The organism is Curtobacterium sp. BH-2-1-1, from assembly GCF_001806325.1.
In the GTDB taxonomy this organism is placed as follows: Bacteria; Actinomycetota; Actinomycetes; order Actinomycetales; family Microbacteriaceae; genus Curtobacterium.
Map to the genome: position 1 here is coordinate 753,842 of NZ_CP017580.1, position 22,101 is coordinate 775,942.

The following is a 22,101-nucleotide window of genomic DNA, read 5'->3' on the forward strand; positions in this document are numbered from 1 at the left end:
CCAGCGGTGGCTAGCGGGGCGTCACGATGTAGGTCGCGGTGACGCCGTCGCTGCCGTCGGAGAACGTCAGGACCACCCGGTAGCCGTCGCTCCGGAACATCCCGAAGGCGCTGGACGAGTCCGCCCGCTTCGCCGACTCGGTGAACCCGGCGTCGGTGAGCTGCTGCGCGGCGGCCTCGAAGTCGTCGACCGAGGCGGCACGGACCTGTGCCACCCACCCGGAGCCGTTCGGCCCGCTCCCGCCGCCGAGCACGGTGCCGTCGACGAGCGGGACGTCCTTCGTCGGGAAGCCGTCGGGGACCTTGCCGTCCGAGGTCACGTTCGCGCCCTTGAGCGCGGTGTCGAGTGCGCCGTCGATGCCGCCGGCGACCGAGGCCATGCCGTCCTGGACGGCCTTGCCGTCGATGCCCTGCACGCCCTCGGCGACGCTCGACGCGACCGACGAGCCGAGGTCGGTGGCCTGCTGCACGGCGTCGGACGAGCAGCCGGCCAGTCCGGCGAGGGCGATGCCGGCGGCGACGGCGGCGATCAGGGTGCGGGTCGGGGTGCGCATGCCCAGCACCCTAGGGGGCGAGACGGGAGGCGCGGCGTGAGTCCCCTGGGAACGTCACGTGCGTGGCGGGGTCGCGCCGCGCCTCCTGGCTCGGTCCTGCGGGACCGCCCGCGTCAGGCGACGTACGCGCGCGTCGCCGCCACGAGGGCGTCGACGCCCACCGGGATCGCCGTCTCGGCCTGCGGCGCGTAGAAGGGCGAGTGGTTGCTCGGGATGTCCTCGCCGCGACGGAACAGCTCCGGGTCGGTGATGCCGGTGAACCAGTACACGAGCGGCGCCCGCGCCGCGGTGGCGAGCTGGCCGACGTCCTCGGATGCCATCGCCAGGCCGATCTCGAGGTCGCGGGCTCCGGGGACCTCGGCGCGGATCGCGTCGAGCACGGTCTGGGCGGCCTCGGCGTCGTTCACGGTGACCTCGGCACCCGGCGACCGCACGATCGTCGGCTCGGGGAGCCCACCGGCCTCGCTCTCGGCGCGGACGATGCGCTCGATCGAGGCGATGATCCGCTCGCGGGTCTCCTCGTTGCGGGCCCGCGTGGAGATCTCGATGACGGCCTGGTCGGGGATGATGTTCGCGCGGGTGCCGGCGTGGAAGCTGCCGACCGTGACGACCCCGGCGTCGCTCGGCGAGACCTCGCGCGAGACCACGGTCTGCAGGCGCACGACGGCCGACGCGGCGGTGACGACCGGGTCGAGCGAGGCCTGCGGGGCGGAACCGTGCGCGCCGCGGCCGTTGAACGTGACCGTCAGCCGGTCGCTCGACGCCATCACGGGGCCGCTGCCGACCGCGACGATGCCGACCGGCGCCGGCGCGGAGTGCTGTCCGAGGACGACGTCGGGCTTCGGGAAGCGCTCGACGAGCCCGTCCTCGACCATGGCGCGGGCGCCGGAGATGACCTCTTCCGCCGGCTGGAAGACACCGACGACGGTGCCGTGCCAGTCGCCCGTGGTGGCGGCGAGGCGCTCGAGGGTCCCGAGCAGCCACGTCACGTGGATGTCGTGGCCGCAGGCGTGCATCGTCGGGACGTCGTTGCCGTCCTCGTCGGTGCCGTGGTGCTCGCTGGCGTAGGGCAGGCCGGTGCGCTCCTGGACCGGCAGCCCGTCCATGTCGGCGCGGAGCCAGACGACGGGCCCCTCGCCGTTCGACAGGACGCCCACGACACCGGTGCCGCCGACGCCCGTGGTGACCTCGATCCCGCCGATCTCCGCGAGCCGGTCGGCGACGATGCCCGCCGTGCGGTGCTCCTGGAAGCCGAGCTCGGGGTGGGCGTGGAGGTCCTGGTACAGCGAGAGGAGGTCGAGAGTCACGCGCACCACGGTACATCCGACGACGGCCCGGCCACCTCGAACGAGGTGACCGGGCCGTCGGAGGGAGGCCGTGCCTCCTGGATGACTGCTTACGCGTCCTGACGCTTCAGGCGGGCGTACGCACGCTGGCGGGCCTGCGCGTCGAGCTCGACCTTGCGGATGCGCACGGCGTCGGGGGTGACCTCGACGCACTCGTCCTCACGCGCGAACTCGAGGCACTCCTCGAGCGACAGCTGGCGCGACGGCGTCATCGACTCGAAGGTGTCAGCGTTCGCCGAACGCATGTTCGTGAGCTTCTTCTCCTTCGTGATGTTGACGTCCATGTCGTCGGCGCGCGAGTTCTCGCCGATGACCATGCCCTCGTAGACCTCTTCGGTGGGGTTGACGAAGAACGTCATCCGCTCCTGGAGGTTCGTGATGGCGAACGGCGTGACGACGCCGGAGCGGTCGGACACGATCGACCCGTTGATGCGGGTCTGGATCGGGCCGGCCCACTCGTCGTAACCGTGCGAGATCGCGTTGGCGATGCCGGTGCCGCGGGTCTCGGTGAGGAACGACGTGCGGAAGCCGATCAGGCCGCGCGACGGGACGATGAACTCCATGCGCACCCAGCCGGTGCCGTGGTTCGTCATGTTCTCCATGCGGCCCTTGCGAGCGGCCATGAGCTGCGTGATCGCGCCGAGGTACTCCTCCGGCGTGTCGATCGTCATGTGCTCGTAGGGCTCCTGGAGCTTGCCGTTCTCGTCACGCTTGGTGACGACCTGCGGCTTGCCGACCGTGAGCTCGAAGCCCTCACGACGCATCTGCTCGACGAGGATGGCCAGTGCGAGCTCGCCGCGGCCCTGGACCTCCCACGCGTCGGGACGACCGATGTCGAGGACCTTGAGCGAGACGTTGCCGATGAGCTCGCGGTCGAGGCGCTCCTTGACCATGCGGGCGGTGAGCTTGTGGCCCTTGACCTTGCCGACGAGCGGGCTGGTGTTCGTGCCGATCGTCATCGAGATCGCCGGGTCGTCGACCGTGATGGTCGGCAGCGGACGGACGTCCTCGGGGTCGGTCAGGGTCTCACCGATGGTGATCGTGTCGAAGCCGGCGACGGCGACGATGTCACCGGGGCCCGCCGACTCGGCCGGGTAGCGCTCGAGCGCCTTGGTGACGAGCAGCTCGGTGATGCGGGCGTTGACGACGCTGCCGTCGTGCTTGACCCACGCGACCGTCTGGCCCTTCTTCATGGTGCCGTGGAAGATGCGCAGGAGCGCGAGGCGACCGAGGAACGGCGACGCGTCGAGGTTCGTGACGTGCGCCTGCAGCGGGTGCTCGTCGTCGTACTTCGGGGCCGGGACGTGCTGGAGGATCGCCTCGAACAGGGGCTCGAGGTCGTCGTTGTCCGGCAGCGAGCCGTCGGCCGGCTTGTTGCGGCTGGCGGCACCCGCACGACCCGAGGCGTAGACCACGGGGACGTCGAGGATGGCGTCGAGGTCGAGGTCGTCGACCTCGTCCGACAGGTCGGAGGCGAGCCCGAGCAGGAGGTCCTGCGACTCGGACACGACCTCGTCGATGCGGGAGTCCGGGCGGTCCGTCTTGTTGACGAGCAGGATCACCGGGAGCTTCGCGGCGAGCGCCTTGCGGAGCACGAAGCGGGTCTGGGGCAGCGGACCCTCTGATGCGTCGACGAGGAGCACGACGCCGTCGACCATGGAGAGGCCGCGCTCGACCTCACCACCGAAGTCGGCGTGACCCGGGGTGTCGATGACGTTGATCGTGATGGGGCCGTCCGCGCCGAACTCGGTCGCGTGCTTGCCGTTGTAGAGCACCGACGTGTTCTTCGCGAGGATCGTGATGCCCTTCTCGCGCTCGAGGTCGTTCGAGTCCATCATGCGGTCTTCGCCCTCGAAGTGGGCGTCGAACGAGTTGGTCTGCGTGAGCATCGCGTCGACGAGGGTGGTCTTGCCGTGGTCGACGTGTGCCACGATGGCGACGTTGCGCAGGTCGGACCGGGTGGCGAGCGCCATACAGGACATCCTTTGGTGTTCGGAAGAAGATCGGGCGGCCGACTGTGGCGCTCGCGCCGCGGTGGCACTGCCCGGAGGTGGGCAGAACGCCCGACACGCCAGTCTACCGGTAGTTCGCAACCGAGAGGAGTACCCCCGATGAGCCGTCGGCGAACGTGGATCGAGATCACGATCGTGCTGATGCTCTCGCTCGGCGGCAGCGCGCTGTACTCGGTGCTGCAGATCATCGACGACCTGTCGCAGACGACGCCGCTCGGGCAACAGTCCACGGCGCTCAACACCTCGACCACGACCGTGCAGTACGTCGACCTCGCCCGGCAGCTCGTGGGCATCGCGGTCGACCTCGCGCCGGTCGCGCTCGTCTGCTTCCTGCTCTGGAGCACCACCCGCCCGCACCTCGGTCGGCTCGGCATCGACCGGTTCCGCGTCCGGCCCGACCTCGGTGGAGCGGCGCTCATCGCCCTCGGCATCGGGATCCCCGGGCTCGCGCTGTACTTCACCGGGCGGGCGCTCGGGTTCACCGTGAACGTGAACCCGGCGGCGCTCGACTCGTACTGGTGGACGATCCCCGTGCTGCTGCTCTCGGCGATCCGCTCCGGGCTGCAGGAGGAGGTGATCGTCGTCGGGTACCTCTACGAACGGCTGGGCGGCCTCGGGTGGGGGCGCTGGCAGGTCATCCTGTCCACCGCGGTCCTGCGCGGGAGCTACCACCTCTACCAGGGGTTCGGCGCGTTCGTCGGGAACGCCGTGATGGGCATCGTGTTCGGCTGGATCTACACGAAGTGGGGCCGGCTCCTCCCCCTCGTCATCACGCACTGCCTGCTCGACGCCGCGGTGTTCGTCGGGTACCCGTGGGTCGCGCACGCGTTCCCGCAGCTCTTCCGCTGACGCTGGTCGCCCGCGGCACGGCCGGCGACCGGTCCCGGGCGTCCGCCGCGCCGACCGCGCGGCATCCCCCCGTTCGGGCGTCGGCGATGCGGCGGACCCGTCCGACCCCGGCCCGACGGACCCACAGCGAACCCACAGCGCGGCGCCGCACCGGACCGTGGTCCCGCACCTACCGTGGCCGCATGAGCATCCCCGAGGTCGGCGATCCCGCACCCGGATTCACCCTGCCCGGCATGATCGTGCGCGACGGCACCCGCACCGACGACGAGTACGCCCTTTCCGCCGAGATCGGCCGGACGCTCGTGCTCGCCTTCTACCCGGGCGACGCCACCCCGGTCTGCACGGCACAGCTCTGCAGCTACCAAGAGGAACTCGACGACTTCGGCGACCTCGGCGCCGTGGTGTGGGGCGTCAGCCCGCAGGCGCTCGACTCCCACGAGGCGTTCGCCCGCGGGTCCTCGCTCACCTTCCCCCTGCTGAGCGACACCGCGGGGGACGTCATCCGCGCGTACGGCGTGCAGGCGCCGGGGATCGGGCTCCGGCGGTCCGTGTTCGTGATCGGGCCGGACGGCGTGGTCCGCTGGCGGCACGTGGGGCTCGTCGGGCTCCGGTTCCCCAAGGCGGACGCGATCCGGGCGCAGATCGAGCTCCTCGTGGCGTGACACGGCGTGTCGGTCCCCCGAAAATGCGACGGTCTGGGGTATTGACACCCGAACGGGGGCCGAGGACGATTGACGCCACGAGAGGTCCACACAGGATCTGCCTCCCCGGGGAATCGGGTCGTCCGGAGATACGCGCTGGTGTGTCACACCCGCTCCCCGGGCGTTCCCGGGGAGGCATCTCGTAACCCCTTGGCTCCCCGGGCGTTGCGTGTCACCAAGGGTCGGCAGCCCGTGACCTCTTGGCTCCCCGGGCGTTGCGTGTCACCAAGGGTCGGCAGCCCGTAACCTCTTCGGCGTGACCACGATCCTCGCCCCCGGCATGCGTCTGCTCGCCGTCGTCCTGTGGGTCGCGGCCGCCGCGCTCGTCCCCCTCGCCCTCCTGAGCGGCGGCACCGCCTGGCTCGCCCCGGTCCCGAGCATCTGCATCGCCTTCATCGCGTGGGCGGTCCTCTGGCGCCCGCGCTTCGAGCTGACCGACGAGCACCTCCGCATCGTCGACGTCCGCCGCACCAGCACCTACACCTGGCGCCGCGTCACCGAGGTCCGCACCAAGTACGGCATCGAGATCGTCACGAGCGAGGGCGTCCGCCGCACGTGGCTCGCCACCCGCAGGTCGGCCCGGCTCGCCGCCGTGGTCGACGGTCGTCCAGGAGGCGCGGATCGCCTCGACGTCGACGCTGCGGCCGAGCGCATCCGGGCGTTCGTGCCCGAGCCGCCCGCGCAGGACGGCCCGCCGCCGGCGACCGTGACGGCTGCGCCGATCACGCACCGTGTGCACGGGTGGACGATCCTCGCGATCGTGGTGCTCGCGTTCGTCGCGACCCTGGCGGCCGCGCAGCTCTGACCGCCGCGGTGCCTGCGACGAAGAACGACATCCCCGACGTCGTGCGACGTCGGGGATGTCGTTTCCAGGTGGAGTGCTGCGGACTACTTCTTGTAGCCCACGTCCTGCCACTTCACGGAGGACTGCTGGAACTGCGCCGGACCGTAGTTCACGAGGTCCTTGCGCACGCCCCAGGCGTAGGGCTCCGGGAACAGCGGGATCGTGCCCGCGACCTTGACGATCTTCTTGTCGATCGCGTCCGCGTCCTCGATGCGCTTGTCGGCGTCGAGTTCGGCGTTCGCCTTGTCCCAGGCGGCACCGAGCGAGTCGTCGGTCACGCCCGTGTAGTTCTGCCCCGCGTCGGCCGGGTAGTAGATCGACTTCAGCGACGACACCGGGAACGGCGTGCCCTGCCAGGCGAAGTACGTGGCGTCGAAGTCACGACCGTCGGTGGTGACGTACTTCGTGAAGAAGTCGTCGGTCGGGACGGTGTCGATGGTCACCTTGAAGCCGGCGAGCTTCGTCTGCTGCTGCACGAGCTGCGCGACGTTCGCCGAGTTCTGGTTGTCCGACGGGATGACGAAGCGGACGTCGAGCGTCTTGCCGCCCTTGGTCGCGTAGCCGTCCGAGCCGATCGTGTAGCCGGCGTCCTCGAGCTTCTTCTTCGCCTTGTCGGTGCTGTAGCCGTAGACCGAGGAGACGTTGTCCTGGTAGCCCTTCTGGCCGGGCAGGTAGACGAGGTTGTTGAGGACCTGCACCGGGCTCTTCACCGGCGAGAGGATCGCCTGCGCGACGACCTGGCGGTTGATCGCCTGGGCGAACGCCTGGCGGACCTCCTGGTCCTTGAAGACGTCCGACGTGCCGTTCAGGGTGATCTGACGCTGGGTCGTGCCGAGCGAGCGCTCGATCTTCGAGTCCGAGCGGCTGTTCGCGGTCTTGAAGTTGTCCGCGCTGCCGTTCAGGTTGAAGGCGTCGAACTCCTTGTTCGCGTAGGCCTGGGCGACACCGTCGCGGGACACGGTCTTGAAGACGATCGTGTCGAGCTTCGGCGCGTCACCCCACCACTTCGAGTTCTTCTCGAAGGTCACGACGCCGCCGTTGGCGTCGAAGGTCTTCAGGATGTACGGGCCGGCGGAGACGTACGTCTTGCCGTCCGCGGCGAACGGACCCTTCGCCCACGAGTTGTTGAAGTGGTCGGGGGTGTCCACGGCCCAGTAGGGGTAGATCGCGGTGAAGACGCTCGGCCAGTCGGCGTTCGTCTTCGAGAACGTCACGATGACGTCGCGCTCGTCCGAACCCTGCGTGACGGAGTCGACGTCTTCCCAGACGTTGGTGGCGAGCGGGGCGAAGGCCTTGTTCGTGCCGTTCAGCGCCTTCCAGTTCGCCTCGACGTCCTTCTCGGTGATCGGGGTGCCGTCGGACCAGACCGCCTTGGGGTTGATCTTGATCTCGACGGTCTGGGGCGAGTCCTTCGTCAGCTCGATCGAGTCGACGTAGTCCTTGTTCGCCTCCCACTCGCCGTTGGCCTTGAACTGGATGAACCCGGGCAGGTAGGTGCCCGCGATCGTGTTGTCGTCGACCGTCCCGGAGTCGAGGTTCGACAGCTGCCAGTTCGCCGGTGCGGAGTCGATCGGCAGGGTGAGCGAGCCGCCGTCCTTGATCGTGTCGCGGTCGGCGACCGTCCAACCCGTCGACTTCAGCGACGACGTGGCGACCGCCGAGCTGCTCTGTCCGGCGGACCCGCCGCCGGAGCAGCCCGCGAGCACGAGTGCCGCGGCGGCTGCTGTGGCGAGCACGGCCGTCGTCTTGATCCTCATTCGCATGGCGAGGATTCCCTTTCGTTGTGGTTCGCGCCGGAGCGCCGGGACGCGACGGCCCCCGCCGCCACGCCTGTTGGTTGAGAACCCTAGTCACATCCGAAGGTCGCACAAGGGCTGCTGTACCGAATCGAAACATGCTCGTAACGAATGTTGCATAGCGTCAACAGGGATCACCCACCCCGGCTCGGAAGCGGCTAGCCTGTCGCCACCGAACAACGCCGTCCGGACGGACGGCCGCACCCCACTGAGGTCCCAGTACATGCTTGCTTTCCTCGCGAAGCGGATCGTCAACTACGTGATCCTGACGATCGTCGCGACGACGCTCGGCTACATCCTCGCCAGCGCGACGCTCAACCCGACGTCCCGGTACCTCGGCAAGAACCCGCCGGTCCCGCAGAGTTCGATCGACGCCGCGCTCCAGAAGCTCGGCGCCGACCCGAACACCCCGCTCCTGGTCCGCACGTGGAACTGGTGGGTGAACCTGGTCACGCACGGCTCGCTCGGCATCAGCGCCCGCGGCACCGAGGTCACGGCCGACATCGTCGCCCGCTCCGGCACGAGTCTGCGACTGCTGGTGATCGGCACCCTGCTCGGTGCGATCCTCGGTGTCCTGCTCGGCGTCTGGAACGCCGTCAAGCAGTACAAGACGTCCGACCAGGTGTCGACCTACCTGTCGTTCGCGGTGCTCGCGACGCCCCCCTTCGTCATCGCGGTGGTGCTGATGATCCTCGCGACGACCCTCAACGGGGCGGTCGGGACGCAGCTGATCTCGTTCACCGGTGAGTACACCCCGGGGGTGACCGGGTTCTTCCCGGTGCTCGGCGACCGGCTGGTGCACCTGCTCTTACCGACGATCTCGCTGACGGTCGGCGCCGTCGCCTCGTACTCGCGCTACCAGCGCTCCGCGATGCTCGACGTGCTGTCGAACGACTTCATCCGGACGGCGCGCTCGAAGGGCCGGACGCGTGGATCGGCCATCATGCGGCACGGTGTCCGCGTCGCCCTCATCCCGATGTCGACGTTCTTCGCGTACTCGTTCGGCCTCATCCTGACCGGTGCGAGCATCACCGAACTGGTCTTCAGCTGGCACGGCATGGGCGAGTACTTCGTCCAGAGCATCAGCAACAACGACATCAACGCGGCAGCGGGCACAATCCTCTTCACGGCGATCCTCGTGCTCATCGCAGGCACCCTCGCGGACCTGCTCTACGCCGCGCTCGACCCGCGAGTGAGGGTGTGACCCGTGTCTGTTCTCGACCCCACGACCACGACCACCGCCGGCGACCCCGGTGACGGCAACGCCGGGCAGCCGGCGCACGTCGTCGAGGTGAAGGGTGGCCGCACCCCGCTCTGGCGCAAGGTGCTCGGCACCTGGCGTGCCCGCATCGGTGGCGGTGCACTCCTCCTCATCCTGCTCTGGGCCTTCGTCGGTCCGTACCTGTACCACTGGAACGCCGTCGACTCCGACGGGCTCGCCTTCGGCATGCCGCCGAGCGCCTCGCACTGGTTCGGCACGAACGACATCGGCCAGGACATCTACGCCCAGACCCTGGTGGGCCTGCAGAAGTCCCTCCTCATCGGGCTCATCGCCGGTCCCGCCGCGACCCTCATCGCGGGCATCGTCGGTGCGATCGCCGGGTACTTCGGCGGGTTCGTCGACCGGGCGCTCGTGTGGGGCATCGACCTGCTCCTGGTCATCCCGTCGTTCTACGCGCTCGTGCTCCTCAGCCCGCTGTTCAAGAACCTCAGCTGGCTCGCGCTCATCGTCGGCCTGGCGATCTTCGGGTGGATGATCATGGCCCGCGTGATCCGCGGACAGACGATGTCCCTCCGGGAGCGCGACTACGTCAAGGCCGCGCGGTTCATGGGCGTCCCGTCGTTCACGATCATCCGGCGGCACATCCTGCCGAACGTGGCCTCGCTGCTCATCATCGACGCCACGCTCGGCGTCGGCGCGATGATCCTCTCCGAGAGCGCCCTGAGCTTCTTCGGCTTCGGCATCCAGGTGCCGGACGTGTCGCTCGGCACCCTGCTCGCCGCCGGCAGCCAGTCCGCGGTCACCCGACCGTGGCTGTTCGTCCTGCCGGCTGCGACGCTCGTCGCCACGGTCCTCTCCACCAGCCTGCTCGGCGACGCCCTGCGCGACGCCATCGACCCCACCTCGGGAGCCAACCGTGACTGAGCCGCTGCTCTCCGTCTCCGACCTCGCCGTCACGTTCAACCCGGGCTCCAAGCCCGTGTACGCCGTGCGCGGCGTGGACTACTCCGTCAACCAGGGCGAGTTCCTCGGCATCGTCGGCGAGTCCGGATCGGGCAAGTCGGTGTCCTCGATGGCCGTGATGGGACTGCTGCCGTCGTCGGCCAAGGTCGAGGGCAGCATCCGGTTCGACGGCCGCGAGCTGCTCGGCCTGAACGACCGCGAGATGTCGAAGCTCCGTGGCGGCGACATCGCGATGGTCTTCCAGGACCCGCTCTCCGCCCTGACGCCCGTGTACACGATCGGCCAGCAGATCGTCGAGGGGCTGCGGCTGCACGACCGGAACCTCACCGCGCACGCCGCCCGGGCCCGTGCCGAGGAACTCCTGCGCGTCGTCGGCATCCCGAACCCCTCACGGCGGCTCGACGCCTTCCCGCACGAGTTCTCCGGCGGCATGCGGCAGCGCGCCATGATCGCCATCGCCATCGCGAACGACCCGAAGCTGATCATCGCCGACGAGCCGACCACGGCGCTCGACGTGACGATCCAGGCACAGATCCTCGACGTCCTGCAGACCGCCAAGGAAATGACCGGTGCCGCCGTCGTCCTCATCACGCACGACCTCGGCGTCGTCGCGGGCAACGCGGACCGGGTCGCCGTGATGTACGCCGGCCGGATCGTCGAGACGGCACCGGTCGAACCCCTCTTCCGCGAGCCGGTCATGCCGTACACGATCGGCCTGCTCCGCTCGATGCCGAACATGGCCTCGGCACGCTCGGAGCGCCTCGTCCCGCTCGACGGCCGCCCGCCGCTGCTCACCCAGAAGCCGACCGGCTGCCCGTTCGCCGACCGCTGCCCCGCGGTCCTCGACGCCTGCCGTGAGGGCGAGCCGGCCCTGATCGCCCCCTCGGTGGCACCGAGCGACGACAACCCGGTCCTGACCGGTGCGACGCCGACCATCACGAACGGAGCCTTCGACGACGAGCACACCGCCGCGTGCATCCGCCGCGACGAGATCGCCGCCGGCACCCTCGCCCGCTCCGAGATCTTCCCGCGCCCCGAGGACGTCCCCGAGTCCGAGATCGACCACGGCGACGACGTGGTCCTGCAGCTCGACGACGTCGTGAAGACCTTCCCGCTGACGAAGGGCGCCCTGTTCCGCCGGCGCATCGGCGAGGTGCACGCGGTCGACGGGATCTCCCTCACGCTGAAGCGCGGTCAGGTCCTCGGGCTCGTCGGCGAGTCCGGCTGCGGCAAGACCACGACGATCATGGAGATCCTCGAGCTCGCCGGCGCGCAGCAGGGCACCATCAAGGTGAACGGCGTCGACACCGGCACCCTGTCGAAGTCCGACCGCCGTGCGCTCCGGAGCGACATCCAGGTCGTCTTCCAGGACCCGATGGCCTCCATCGACCCCCGACTCGACATCGGGTCCGTGATCGGTGAGCCGCTCACGGTGCAGGGCGTGCCGAAGGACGAGATCCGCCGACGCGTGCGGGACTCGCTCGAGCTCGTCGGTCTCGAGCCGAGCTACATCGACCGGTACCCCCACGAGTTCTCCGGCGGCCAGCGACAGCGCATCGGCATCGCCCGCGCGCTCATCGTCGAGCCGAAGATCCTCGTGCTCGACGAGCCGGTGTCGGCGCTGGACGTGTCCGTGCAGGCCGGTGTCATCAACCTGCTCGAGGACCTCAAGCACCGCCTGGGCCTGTCCTACCTGTTCGTCGCGCACGACCTCTCGGTCGTCCGGCACATCGCCGACGACGTCGCGGTCATGTACCTCGGCCGGATCGTCGAGTACGGCGACGGCGACCGCGTGTTCGACGACCCGCAGCACCCCTACACCAGGGCCCTGCTGTCCGCGGTCCCGGTGCCGGACCCGTTCGCCGAGGCCGCCCGCGGACGCATCCTGCTCGACGGCGACCTCCCCTCCCCCACGGAACGGATCGACGGGTGCCGGTTCCGCACCCGTTGCCCGCTGTACCAGCTCCTCGACGAGGACCGGCAGCAGCAGTGCCGTTCGGTGGATCCGCGCCTGCAGGACGTGCACGGACGCGGCGTGGCCTGCATCCAGACCGACCAGAACCACCTGCTCACCGAGCGGGTGTCGGCGACGGTGTGACCGACTGACGTTCCGTGTGACGGACGGGAGGCGCGGTGCCAGCTGGCACCGCGCCTCCCGTCCGTCCTGTCGGGACGTCTCAGACGACGATCGCGACGACGCAGAGGGCGAACACGGCGATGCCGGACGCGACGGCCGGCACGTCCCAGCCCCGGACGACGGGGGCGTCGGGCGTGCGCCCGTGCCGTTCCGACCAGCGGTCGCGGACCGCGACGAACTCGTCCGGCTGCCGCAGCACGCGGGGCTCCCCGCGTCGGGTCGGCTTCGGCCGCGGCAGCGACGGACCACCCCAGCAGGTGACCCGGCGGCCGTCGGCGAGGTCGAGCACGATCTGCCAGCGCATCCGGACGTCCTCGACGGCGCCCCACGGGACCGTCGTCGACCGGAGCGGGTTCACCACCGTGATCGCGTCGTCGGTGATCCGTACGTGCGGGCGGAAGGTGAGCACCCAGAGCACCCAGACGAGCGCGGCGAGGGGACCGACGGCGTGCAGGACGACGTCCCAGCTCCCCCGCACCGCGGCGTCGCCGAGCATGAACACCGCCAGGAACGCGACGAGGCCGGACGCGACCGCGCCTCCGCGGCCTGCGCGGAGGACGACGGTGCGTCCGGCCTCGTTCGTGTCCAGCGAGATCAGCGTCCGAACTCGAACCCGGCGCCGGGGATGGCGTCCAGCAGGTCCTTCGTGTACTGCTCACGCGGGTTGGCGAAGACCTCGTCGGTGGTCGCCTTCTCGACGATCTGTCCCTTGCGCATGACGCAGACGTTGTCCGCCACGAGGCGGACGACGGCCAGGTCGTGCGTGATGAACAGGTAGGTCAGGCCCAGCTCGGACTGCAGCTCGGTGAGCAGGTCGAGGATCTGGCCCTGCACGAGCACGTCGAGCGCGGAGACCGCCTCGTCGAGCACGATGACCTCGGGCTTGAGCGCGAGGGCCCGCGCCACGGCGATGCGCTGCCGCTGCCCGCCCGAGAGCTCGTTCGGGTAGCGGTTGACCATCGACTTCGGCAGCGCGACCTGGTCGAGCAGCTCCAGCACGCGGGCCCGGCGGGACGCCTTGTCGCCCACCTTGTGTGTGTGCAGCGGCTCGGCGATCGTGTTCCCGACGTTGTACATCGGGTCCAGCGAGCCGTACGGGTCCTGGAAGACCGGCTGCACGCGGCGGCGGAAGTCGAAGAGGTCCTTGCCCTTCAGCGCGCCGATGTCGATGCCGTCGAACTGGACCGTGCCGCTCGTGATGGCCTCGAGCTGCAGGACGAGCTTCGCGACGGTCGACTTGCCCGAACCGGACTCGCCGACGAGCGCCGTGGTGGTGCCCTTCGGGATCGAGAACGAGACGTCGTCGACGGCCTTCAGCTCGCGGGAGGCGAGGTTCTTGCCGCGCAGCTTGTAGACCTTCTCGAGGTTCTTCACCACGATGAGGTCCTTCGCCGGTGCCTGCTCGCGCTCCTGGGCGCGGGCGAGGAGCTCGGCGTCGTCGCTGCCGACGTCCGCGATGTCGACACGCTGGTGCTGCACCTTGGACTGGATGCGGCGGCTCGCGAGCGAGGGTGCCGCGGCGACCAGGCGCTGCGTGTACGGGTGCCGCGGGTTCGCCAGGATCTCCTTCGAGGGCCCGGCCTCGACGACCTGGCCCTTGTACATCACGACGAGCTTCTCGGCGCGCTCGGCGGCGAGGCCGAGGTCGTGCGTGATGAACAGGACGGAGGTGCCGAAGTCGCGGGTGAGGGTCTCGAGGTGGTCGAGGATGACGCGCTGCACGGTGACGTCGAGCGCACTCGTCGGCTCGTCGGCGATGAGCAGCTTCGGGCGGCTCGACAGACCGATGCCGATGAGCACGCGCTGCCGCATGCCGCCGGAGAACTCGTGCGGGTACTGCTTCAGGCGGGTCGATGCGTCGCCGAGGCCGGCCTCCTGCAGGACCTCGACCGCACGGGCACGGATGGCGTGCTTGCCGGTCGCGATGCCGTTGGCCTTGATGGCCTCTTCGACCTGGAAGCCGATCGACCACAGCGGGTTGAGGTTCGACATCGGGTCCTGCGGGACGTAGCCGATCTCCTTCCCGCGGATCTCCGACATCTCCTTGTCGCTCAGGCCGACGAGCTCGCGCCCGTTGAACTTGATCGAACCGCCGGTGACCTGGCCGGTCCCCGGCAGGAGCTTGATGATCGCCTGGGCGCTCGTCGACTTGCCGGAGCCGGACTCGCCGACGATCGCGAGCCGCTCACCCTGCTCGAGGGTGAAGCTGGCACCGCGGACCGCCTGGACGAAGCCGTTCTGCGTCTTGAACCCGACCTCGAGGTCGGTGATCTCGAGCAGGGGCGCACCGGAGCCGCCGGTACGGCTGGCGTTCGGCTGGGTCAGTGTCTCGCTCATCGGCGGGCCCTCGCCTTCGGGTCGAGTGCGTCGCGGACCACGTCACCGAGGAGGAGGAACGCGAGCACGGTGATGGACAGGGCGGCGGACGGCCAGAAGATGGTCGACGGCGCGGTGCGGATCGACGCCTGGGCGTTGCCGATGTCGACACCCCAGCTGAGCGCCGACTGCGGCAGTCCGATACCGAGGAAGGACAGCGTGGCCTCGGCGACGATGAACGTACCGAGGGACACCGTCGCGACGACGATGACCGGTGCGAGCGAGTTCGGGACGACGTGGCGGACCAGCGTGGTGAAGCGGCTGACACCGAGCGCGGCCGAGGCCGTCACGTAGTCGGACTGCTTCGCGCTGAGCACGGCGCCGCGCATGATGCGGGCGATCTGCGGCCACGCGAACACGGCCAGCACGAGCGACACCGTCAGGGCGTTCCGCGCGGGGATCACGGACATGATCACGATCGCGCCGAGGACCGTCGGGATCGAGAAGAAGATGTCACCGATGCGGGACACGATCGTGTCGAGCCACCCGCCGAAGAAGCCGGCGAGGGCACCGATCACGATGCCGACGATCGAGACGAGGACCGTCGCGACGACACCGACGATGAGCGAGTTGCGCGTGCCCCAGATGGTGCGGGCGTAGACGTCGTTGCCCTGGCGGTTGAAGCCCAGGATGTGGCCGGCCTCGGGTCCCTCGTTGCTCTTCGCCAGGTCCGCCGCACGCGGGTCGACGTGGGCGAAGAGCCCCGGGAAGAGCGCCACGAGGACGATCAGCAGGATGAGGACCGACGACACCCAGAACATCGGACGGGTCCGCATCGAGTCCCAGGCGTCGCTCCAGGTCGAACGGGTCTTCTCGTCCTCGTTGACCTGGTCGACCGCCTGGAGCGGGGTCTCCTCGAGCGGGGCGACGTAGTGCGTCGCCGAGCGGGGTGCGGCGTTACTTGGCATAGCGGATCCTCGGGTCCAGGACGGCGTAGAGCAGGTCGACCAGGAGGTTGGCGAGCATGAAGATGATGACCATCACGGCGACGAACGACACGACGGTCGGACCCTCGCCGAGCTTGACGGCCTGGAACACCGTGCCACCCACACCGTGGATGTTGAAGATGCCCTCGGTGACGACCGCGCCGACCATCAGGTTGCCGATGTCGACACCCAGGTAGGTCACCACGGGGATGAGCGAGTTGCGGAAGATGTGCACACCTACCACGCGACGGCGCGGGAGCCCCTTGGCGGTCGCGGTGCGGACGAAGTCGGCCGACACGTTCTCGGCGACGCTCGCGCGGGTGAGGCGGACGATGTACGCGAACGACACCGACGCCAGCACGATCGCGGGCAGGACGAGCTCGGACCACGGCGCCTGACCCGACACCGTGACCCGGAACAGGCCGAGGTTGATGCCGAGGACGTACTGCAGCAGGAAGCCGACCACGAACGTCGGGACCGAGATGAGCAGGAGGCTCACGACCAGGGCGGTCGCGTCGAAGAGCTTGCCCTTGCGGAGACCGGCGATGACACCGACGACGATGCCGGCGATCGACTCGAACAGCAGGGCGAGGATCGCGAGGCGAGCCGTGATCGGGAAGGCCTGCGCGAGCTGCGAGATCACGGGCAGACCCGAGTAGGTCAGCCCGAGGTCGCCGCGGAACACGCCGCCGATCCAGAGCAGGTACTGGATGATGAACGGCTTGTCGAGGTTGTACTGCTGGCGCAGCTGCTCGATGACCTGCGGCGACGGCTGACGGTCACCGAACAAGGCGGCGATCGGGTCACCCGGCAGGGAGAACACCATGAAGTAGATGAGGAACGTGGCCCCGAAGAACACGGGGATGAGTTGCAGGAGGCGCTTGCCGAGGTACCAGGCCATCAGATCCCTGCCTGGTTCGGGACGCGCATGTCGTTCAGGTTCATGTCGTGAGGGGTGGACGGTCCGCGGGTCGGCACGGGAGTCCGGTGCGGGCGGCGGCGCCCGCTGTGGTGGGGGAAGGTGTTGCCGCCGAGGTACGGGGGCTCGGGAGCCTGGTGGGCTCCCGAACCCCCGTCCGGTGGTCGCGGAGCAGGATACCCGTCCGCGATGTGTCTCACGAGGAGACTGAGGTTACTTCTTGACCTCGACGTCGTAGTACAGCGGCACCGAGTTCCAGCCGAACTTCACGTTCGACACGGTGTCCGCGTTCCACACGCCGGTGACGTTGGAGTACCACAGCGGGATCTCCGGGAGGTCCTTGAACAGGAGCTCCTGCGCCTGGTCGAAGAACTTGTTGCCCTCTTCGACGGTCGCGGCCGAACGGCCCTTCTGGAGGAGCTCGTTGTACTCGGCCGAGTCGTAGCGCGAGTAGTTGCTCGACGAGCCGTCACCCATGGTCGGGCCGAGGAAGTTGTACAGCGACGGGTAGTCCGCCTGCCAACCGGTACGGCTGCCGCCCGTGAGCTTGTCGTCCGTCTGGACCGCGAGGGCCTCGGCGAACGTCGGGTACGCCTTGCCCTCGGCCTTGATGCCGAGCGTGCTCGAGATCGAGTTCGTGACCGCGGTCACCCACGCCTCGTGCCCGCCGTCGGCGTTGTACGAGATGGTGAGGGTGTCGTTGTACTTCGAGATCTTGTCGGCCTCGGCCCACAGCTCCTTGGCCTTCGACTTGTCGTAGGTCAGGACGTCCGAACCGTCGAGGTCGTCGTTCCAGCCGGCGATCACCGGGGAGGTGAAGTCCTTGGCCGGGGTGCGGGTGCCGTCGAAGATCTTGTCGGTGATCTGCTTGCGGTTGATCGCCATCGAGATCGCCTCGCGGCGGAGCTTGCCCTCTTCACCCTTCCAGTGGTCGAGGTAGTAGGGCAGGTAGATCGCCTGGAAGATCGCGGCGGCCTGGTTGACGTTCGAGTCCGGGAAGTCGGACTTGTAGGTCGCGAAGGCGCTGTCCGGCACGGCGTCGAGGACGTCGAGGTTGCCGCCCTGCGCGTCGGAGTACGCGGTGTCCTGCGAGGTGTAGAACGTGACCGTCAGGCCACCGTTCTTCGGCTTGCGCTTGCCCTCGTAGTCCTTGTTGGTGACGAGCTTGATCGACTGGTTGTGCGTCCACGCACCCTTGCCGTCGAGCTTGTACGGGCCGTTGCCGATCGGGTTCTCACCGAAGGCCTTGGTGTCCTTGTAGAACTCCGAGGGCAGCGGCACGAACGCCGAGTAGCCGAGCGACAGCGGGAAGTCCGACTGCGCCGACTTGAGCGTCACGGTGAACTCGTCGTCGCTGACGACCTTGAGGCCGGTGAGCTCCGAGTCCTTCGTGGCGTCGTAGCCCTCGATGTTCTCGAAGAAGTAGCTCGCGCCCTGCTTGTTCGAGAACTGGGCGGCCCAGTTCCACGCCTTCGTGAACGACTCGGCCGTGACCTTCTCGCCGTTGGTGAAGGTGTAGTCCGTGTTGAGCTTGATGTCGAACGTCTTCGAGTCATCGGTGTCGATGCTCTTCGCGACCTCGTTCACCGGCTTGCCCTTGGCGTCGTAGGACACCAGGCCTTCGAAGATCGAGTCGATGATCTTGCCGCCGCCGACCTCGGTGGTGTTCGAGGGGATGAGCGGGTTCTGGGGCTCGTTGCCGTTGGTGGTGACGATGCCGGACGCGTTCGTCGAGCCCGCCTTGTCACCTCCACTGCTGCTGTTGCTGGAGCAGCCGGCCAGGGCGATTGCTGTGGCCCCGAGCACGGCGAGGGCTGCGAGCCCAGCGCGCTTCTTGATCAAGATTCCTCCTGGTGCATGGGACGCGGCGGGCGCACGGGTGCCTGCTCGCCACGTTTGACCTTTGCACTGTAGGCAGTGTGGGGAGTGCTCACCAAGCCCAGGGGAGATCGGTTACAAATCGGAAACCAAGTTGCACGATCCTTGCGAGAGGATGCAAGATTCGGGCGGATCGCGCACGCCGGGGCGAGATTGTTGCAACCGCATCGAAATGCTTGCGTCCGTGCACAACTCTGTGCAAGCCGACTGCCTGCCCGCGCACAGCAGTGTGCCCCGCCCGGGACACCGGACGGGGCACACGCTACAGGCTCGGGATCAGGCGAACGCCTCCACCGGAGGGCAGGCGCACACGAGGTTCCGGTCGCCGTACGCCTGGTCGATCCGGCGCACCGGCGGCCAGTACTTCCGGGCGCTGATGCCCGGCAGCGGGTACACCGCCTGCTCGCGGGTGTAGGCGTGCGCCCACTCCCCCGAGATCACCGACGACGCGGTGTGCGGGGCGTGCACGAGCGGGTTGTCGTCCGCCGGCCACTCCCCGCGCTCGACCGCCGAGGCCTCGGCACGGATGGCGAGCATCGCGTCGACGAAGCGGTCGAGCTCGGCGAGGTCCTCGCTCTCGGTCGGCTCGACCATGAGCGTGCCCGCGACCGGGAACGACATCGTCGGGGCGTGGAAGCCGTAGTCGACCAGGCGCTTCGCGACGTCGTCCACCGTGATGCCCGTCGTGTCCCGGAGCGGGCGGAGGTCGAGGATGCATTCGTGCGCGACGAGCCCCGACTCCCCCGTGTAGAGCACCGGGAACGCGTCGCGCAGGCGTGCGGCGATGTAGTTCGCCCCGAGCACCGCGGCCTCGGTCGCACGGGTCAGCCCCTCGAGCCCCATCATCCGGACGTACGTCCACGTGATCGGCAGGATGCTCGGGCTGCCGTACGGCGCTGCACTGACCGGGCCACCGGCGTGCGCGTCGCGGTCGGAACCCTCGGCGCGCACGGAGCCGGTGCGACGGTCGGCGTCCTGCGCGAACGGGTGGCCCGGCAGGAACGGTGCGAGGTGCGACTTCGCCGCGACCGGACCGACCCCGGGCCCGCCGCCGCCGTGCGGGATGCAGAACGTCTTGTGCAGGTTGAGGTGCGAGACGTCCCCGCCGAAGTCGCCGAACCGGGCGTGGCCGAGCAGGGCGTTGAGGTTCGCGCCGTCGACGTAGACCTGGCCACCGGCGTCGTGCACGGCGGCGCAGATCTCGCGGATGTCGTGCTCGTAGACGCCGTGCGTGGACGGGTACGTGATCATGAGCGCGGCGAGCTGGTCGCCGTGCTGCTCGGTCTTCGCACGGAGGTCGTCGAGGTCGACGTTGCCGTTCTCGTCGCAGGCGACCACGACGACCTGCATGCCGACGAGGACGGCCGACGCGGCGTTCGTGCCGTGCGCGCTCGACGGGATGAGGCAGACCGTGCGGGACTCGTCGCCGCGGGACCGGTGGTACCCGCGGATCGCCAGGAGTCCGGCGAGTTCGCCCTGACTGCCGGCGTTCGGCTGCAGGGAGACCGTGTCGTACCCGGTGACCTCGGCCAGCCAGGACTCGAGGTCGCCGATCATGTCGAGGTAGCCCTCGACGTCGTCGCGCGGCGCGAACGGGTGGATGTTCGCGAACTCCGGCCACGTCACGGCCGCCATCTCGGTCGCCGCGTTGAGCTTCATCGTGCAGCTGCCGAGCGGGATCATGCCGCGGTCGAGCGCGTAGTCCTTGTCGGCGAGGTGCTTGAGGTACCGCATCATCCGGGTCTCGCTGCGGTGGGCGCTGAAGACCGGGTGCGTCAGGTACTCGCTGCTCCGCAGCAGGTCGGACGGGAGGCGCGTGGCCGCGTCCCGCACGGCGGTCTCCGTCGCCGGGACGGTCGCGTCGACCGCGCCGAACACGACGGCGAGGGCCGTCACGTCCTCGGGCGTCGTCGTCTCGTCGACGGACAGCTGGAAGGTGTCGGCGTCGACGAGGTGCAGCAGGCGGTCGGCATCACGGGCCGCGGCGACGAGTGCCTCGGCGCGTCCGGGCGCGCGGAGGGTGAGCGTGTCGAAGAACGCGTCGTGCACGACCTCGAGCCCGGCGTCACGGGCGGCCGCGGCGAGCGCCGACGTCGTCCGGGCGACGCGGTCCGCGATGAAGCGGAGCCCCTCGGGACCGTGGTACACGGCGTACATCGAGGCCATCACGGCGAGCAGGACCTGCGCGGTGCAGATGTTGCTCGTCGCCTTCTCGCGGCGGATGTGCTGCTCGCGGGTCTGCAGGCTGAGGCGGTAGGCCATCTGCCCGTCGGCGTCGAAGGACACCCCGACGAGGCGGCCGGGCAGCTGGCGCTCGAGGCCGGCACGGACGGCGAGGTACCCGGCGTGCGGGCCACCGAAGCCGAGCGGGACGCCGAAGCGCTGGCTCGTGCCCACGGCGACGTCGGCGCCGAGGTCGCCGGGGCTGGCGAGGAGCGTCATCGCGAGGAGGTCCGCCGCGACGACCGCGATGCCCCCACCGGCGTGCACGCACTCGATGACCGACGACGGGTCGACGATCCGACCGGAGGCACCGGGGTACTGCACGATGACGCCGAAGGCACCGTCGAGCTGCTCGTCGGTCGGTCCGGCCACGGCGTCGAACCCGCGCAGGGCGATGCCGACGGCCTCGGCCCGGTGGTCGAGCAGCGCACGGGTCTGCGGCAGCAGGTCGGCGTCGACGAGGAACGCGTCGCCCTTGACCTTGGACGCCCGGCGGGCGAGGAGCATGCCCTCGACCACGGCCGTGCCCTCGTCGAGCATCGAGGCGCCGGCGGTCGCCATGCCCGTCAGGTCCGAGACCATGGTCTGGAAGTTGATGAGCGCCTCGAGCCGGCCCTGCGAGATCTCCGGCTGGTACGGCGTGTAGGCCGTGTACCAGCTGGGGTTCTCGAGCACGTTCCGCTGGATCACCGCGGGGGTGTGGGTGCCGTGGTACCCGAGCCCGATCATGGCGCGACGGACGGTGTTGCGGGCGGCCTTGGCGCGGAGTTCGGCGAGCGCCTCGGTCTCGCCGATCGCTGCGGGGATGCCCGAGTGGACGGTCGGCTCCGCGTGGATCGCCTCGGGGATCGCGGCGCGGACGAGGGCGTCGAGGGACGGCTGGCCGACGGCGTCGAGCATCGTCCGCTGGTCGGCCGGGGTGGTGCCGATGTGGCGGTCGGCGAAGGACGTCTGGAGGTTCTGGAGGTCGCCGGTCATGCGATGGACGCCCGGTACGCGTCGTGGTCCATGAGGTCCTCGGGGAAGGAGGTGCCGTCCACCTTGATCTTGACGAGCCAGCCGTCGCCGAACGGGTCCTGGTTGACGGTGTCGGGGGCGTCGACGACCGCGTCGTTGATCGCCACGACCTCGCCCTCGATCGGGGCGAAGAGCTCGCCGACGCTCTTGGTCGACTCGATCTCGCCGATCTGCTCGCCCGCGGTGGTGGCGGTGCCGACGGCGGGGAGCTCGACGTGGACGACGTCACCGAGCTGTTCGGCGGCGTGGTCGGTGATGCCGACGGTGACGGTGTCGCCCTCGACGAGCAGCCACTCGTGGTCGGCCGTGTACTGGAGTGCGGTCTGGTCGGTCATTGCA

Annotated in this window: 17 protein-coding genes; 6 read left to right on the forward strand and 11 right to left on the reverse strand. The window is 69.3% G+C overall.

Annotated features, from left to right (window positions below; all coding sequences use genetic code 11):
- Positions 1 to 10: 10 nt before the first annotated feature.
- The 3 genes from BJK06_RS03430 to typA all read right to left on the reverse strand — a co-directional run bounded on the left by BJK06_RS03430 (position 11) and on the right by typA (position 3,872).
- Positions 11 to 553 (reverse strand): hypothetical protein, encoded by a 543-nt coding sequence (locus BJK06_RS03430; RefSeq protein WP_070416706.1) that lies wholly within the window; start codon positions 551 to 553, stop codon positions 11 to 13.
- Between the two features lie 113 nt (positions 554 to 666).
- Positions 667 to 1,860, reverse strand: coding sequence for an amidohydrolase (locus BJK06_RS03435; protein WP_070419181.1), 1,194 nt, complete (start codon positions 1,858 to 1,860; stop codon positions 667 to 669).
- A gap of 89 nt (positions 1,861 to 1,949) precedes the next feature.
- Positions 1,950 to 3,872 carry a translational GTPase TypA gene (gene typA, locus BJK06_RS03440; protein ID WP_070416707.1) on the reverse strand — a complete coding sequence of 641 codons (1,923 nt, stop codon included), beginning with the start codon at positions 3,870 to 3,872 and terminating at the stop codon, positions 1,950 to 1,952.
- Positions 3,873 to 4,010: 138 nt separating this feature from the next.
- On the opposite strand from typA, the gene BJK06_RS03445 reads away from it, so the two are divergent.
- From BJK06_RS03445 to BJK06_RS03455, 3 genes are all read left to right on the forward strand, one after another.
- Positions 4,011 to 4,760: a CPBP family intramembrane glutamic endopeptidase gene (locus BJK06_RS03445; RefSeq protein WP_070416708.1), complete on the forward strand. Its 750-nt coding sequence runs from the start codon at positions 4,011 to 4,013 to the stop codon at positions 4,758 to 4,760.
- 182 nt (positions 4,761 to 4,942) lie between these two features.
- Positions 4,943 to 5,422: a peroxiredoxin gene (locus BJK06_RS03450; protein ID WP_070416709.1), complete on the forward strand. Its 480-nt coding sequence runs from the start codon at positions 4,943 to 4,945 to the stop codon at positions 5,420 to 5,422.
- A gap of 295 nt (positions 5,423 to 5,717) precedes the next feature.
- Positions 5,718 to 6,266, forward strand: a complete 549-nt coding sequence (locus tag BJK06_RS03455; protein ID WP_070416710.1) for a hypothetical protein — start codon at positions 5,718 to 5,720, stop codon at positions 6,264 to 6,266.
- A gap of 83 nt (positions 6,267 to 6,349) precedes the next feature.
- Here the strand turns inward: BJK06_RS03455 and BJK06_RS03460 are convergent, their stop codons facing one another.
- The gene (locus BJK06_RS03460; protein WP_070416711.1) at positions 6,350 to 8,062 is read right to left on the reverse strand and encodes an ABC transporter family substrate-binding protein; all 1,713 of its coding nucleotides are present in this window, start codon (positions 8,060 to 8,062) and stop codon (positions 6,350 to 6,352) included.
- A 262-nt stretch (positions 8,063 to 8,324) separates the two neighbouring features.
- On the opposite strand from BJK06_RS03460, the gene BJK06_RS03465 reads away from it, so the two are divergent.
- From BJK06_RS03465 to BJK06_RS03475, 3 genes are read left to right on the forward strand one after another with little or no spacing between them, the layout of a single operon-like run.
- Positions 8,325 to 9,305, forward strand: coding sequence for an ABC transporter permease (locus BJK06_RS03465; RefSeq protein WP_070416712.1), 981 nt, complete (start codon positions 8,325 to 8,327; stop codon positions 9,303 to 9,305).
- A gap of 3 nt (positions 9,306 to 9,308) precedes the next feature.
- Complete coding sequence (locus BJK06_RS03470; protein WP_083295025.1) at positions 9,309 to 10,247, forward strand: ABC transporter permease; 939 nt, start codon at positions 9,309 to 9,311, stop codon at positions 10,245 to 10,247.
- Positions 10,240 to 12,384, forward strand: a complete 2,145-nt coding sequence (locus BJK06_RS03475) for a dipeptide ABC transporter ATP-binding protein (protein WP_083295026.1) — start codon at positions 10,240 to 10,242, stop codon at positions 12,382 to 12,384. Before BJK06_RS03470 ends, BJK06_RS03475 begins: the two co-directional genes overlap by 8 nt.
- Before the next feature lie 79 nt (positions 12,385 to 12,463).
- Here BJK06_RS03475 and BJK06_RS03480 read toward each other — a convergent pair whose 3' ends face one another.
- From BJK06_RS03480 to gcvH, 7 genes are all read right to left on the reverse strand, one after another.
- The gene (locus BJK06_RS03480; RefSeq protein WP_156794744.1) at positions 12,464 to 12,919 is read right to left on the reverse strand and encodes a PH domain-containing protein; all 456 of its coding nucleotides are present in this window, start codon (positions 12,917 to 12,919) and stop codon (positions 12,464 to 12,466) included.
- Positions 12,920 to 13,017: 98 nt separating this feature from the next.
- The gene (locus BJK06_RS03485; protein WP_070416715.1) at positions 13,018 to 14,760 is read right to left on the reverse strand and encodes an ABC transporter ATP-binding protein; all 1,743 of its coding nucleotides are present in this window, start codon (positions 14,758 to 14,760) and stop codon (positions 13,018 to 13,020) included.
- Positions 14,757 to 15,707, reverse strand: a complete 951-nt coding sequence (locus BJK06_RS03490; protein WP_070416716.1) for an ABC transporter permease — start codon at positions 15,705 to 15,707, stop codon at positions 14,757 to 14,759. The genes BJK06_RS03485 and BJK06_RS03490 overlap by 4 nt, the downstream gene beginning before the upstream one ends.
- The gene (locus BJK06_RS03495; RefSeq protein ID WP_070416717.1) at positions 15,697 to 16,626 is read right to left on the reverse strand and encodes an ABC transporter permease; all 930 of its coding nucleotides are present in this window, start codon (positions 16,624 to 16,626) and stop codon (positions 15,697 to 15,699) included. Before BJK06_RS03495 ends, BJK06_RS03490 begins: the two co-directional genes overlap by 11 nt.
- 231 nt (positions 16,627 to 16,857) lie before the next feature.
- Positions 16,858 to 18,486, reverse strand: a complete 1,629-nt coding sequence (locus BJK06_RS03500; protein WP_070416718.1) for an ABC transporter substrate-binding protein — start codon at positions 18,484 to 18,486, stop codon at positions 16,858 to 16,860.
- A gap of 312 nt (positions 18,487 to 18,798) precedes the next feature.
- A complete protein-coding gene (gene gcvP / locus BJK06_RS03505) occupies positions 18,799 to 21,723 on the reverse strand; it encodes an aminomethyl-transferring glycine dehydrogenase (protein ID WP_070416719.1) in 2,925 nt (974 codons plus the stop codon).
- On the reverse strand, positions 21,720 to 22,097 hold the full coding sequence (gcvH, locus tag BJK06_RS03510) for a glycine cleavage system protein GcvH (protein WP_070416720.1): 378 nt from the start codon (positions 22,095 to 22,097) through the stop codon (positions 21,720 to 21,722). Before gcvH ends, gcvP begins: the two co-directional genes overlap by 4 nt.
- Between the last annotated feature and the right edge of the window lie 4 nt (positions 22,098 to 22,101).

What these genes read in the sequence shown, in the direction of transcription:
- BJK06_RS03430 (WP_070416706.1), bottom strand. Translation starts at nt 553, where the DNA reads ATGCGCACCCCGACCCGCACCCTGATCGCCGCCGTCGCCGCCGGCATC.
- typA (WP_070416707.1), bottom strand. Translation starts at nt 3,872, where the DNA reads ATGGCGCTCGCCACCCGGTCCGACCTGCGCAACGTCGCCATCGTGGCA.
- BJK06_RS03445 (WP_070416708.1), top strand. Translation starts at nt 4,011, where the DNA reads ATGAGCCGTCGGCGAACGTGGATCGAGATCACGATCGTGCTGATGCTC.
- BJK06_RS03450 (WP_070416709.1), top strand. Translation starts at nt 4,943, where the DNA reads ATGAGCATCCCCGAGGTCGGCGATCCCGCACCCGGATTCACCCTGCCC.
- BJK06_RS03460 (WP_070416711.1), bottom strand. Translation starts at nt 8,062, where the DNA reads ATGAGGATCAAGACGACGGCCGTGCTCGCCACAGCAGCCGCCGCGGCA.
- BJK06_RS03465 (WP_070416712.1), top strand. Translation starts at nt 8,325, where the DNA reads ATGCTTGCTTTCCTCGCGAAGCGGATCGTCAACTACGTGATCCTGACG.
- BJK06_RS03480 (WP_156794744.1), bottom strand. Translation starts at nt 12,919, where the DNA reads ATGCTCGGCGACGCCGCGGTGCGGGGGAGCTGGGACGTCGTCCTGCAC.
- BJK06_RS03485 (WP_070416715.1), bottom strand. Translation starts at nt 14,760, where the DNA reads ATGAGCGAGACACTGACCCAGCCGAACGCCAGCCGTACCGGCGGCTCC.
- BJK06_RS03490 (WP_070416716.1), bottom strand. Translation starts at nt 15,707, where the DNA reads ATGCCAAGTAACGCCGCACCCCGCTCGGCGACGCACTACGTCGCCCCG.
- BJK06_RS03495 (WP_070416717.1), bottom strand. Translation starts at nt 16,626, where the DNA reads ATGGCCTGGTACCTCGGCAAGCGCCTCCTGCAACTCATCCCCGTGTTC.
- gcvP (WP_070416719.1), bottom strand. Translation starts at nt 21,723, where the DNA reads ATGACCGGCGACCTCCAGAACCTCCAGACGTCCTTCGCCGACCGCCAC.
- gcvH (WP_070416720.1), bottom strand. Translation starts at nt 22,097, where the DNA reads ATGACCGACCAGACCGCACTCCAGTACACGGCCGACCACGAGTGGCTG.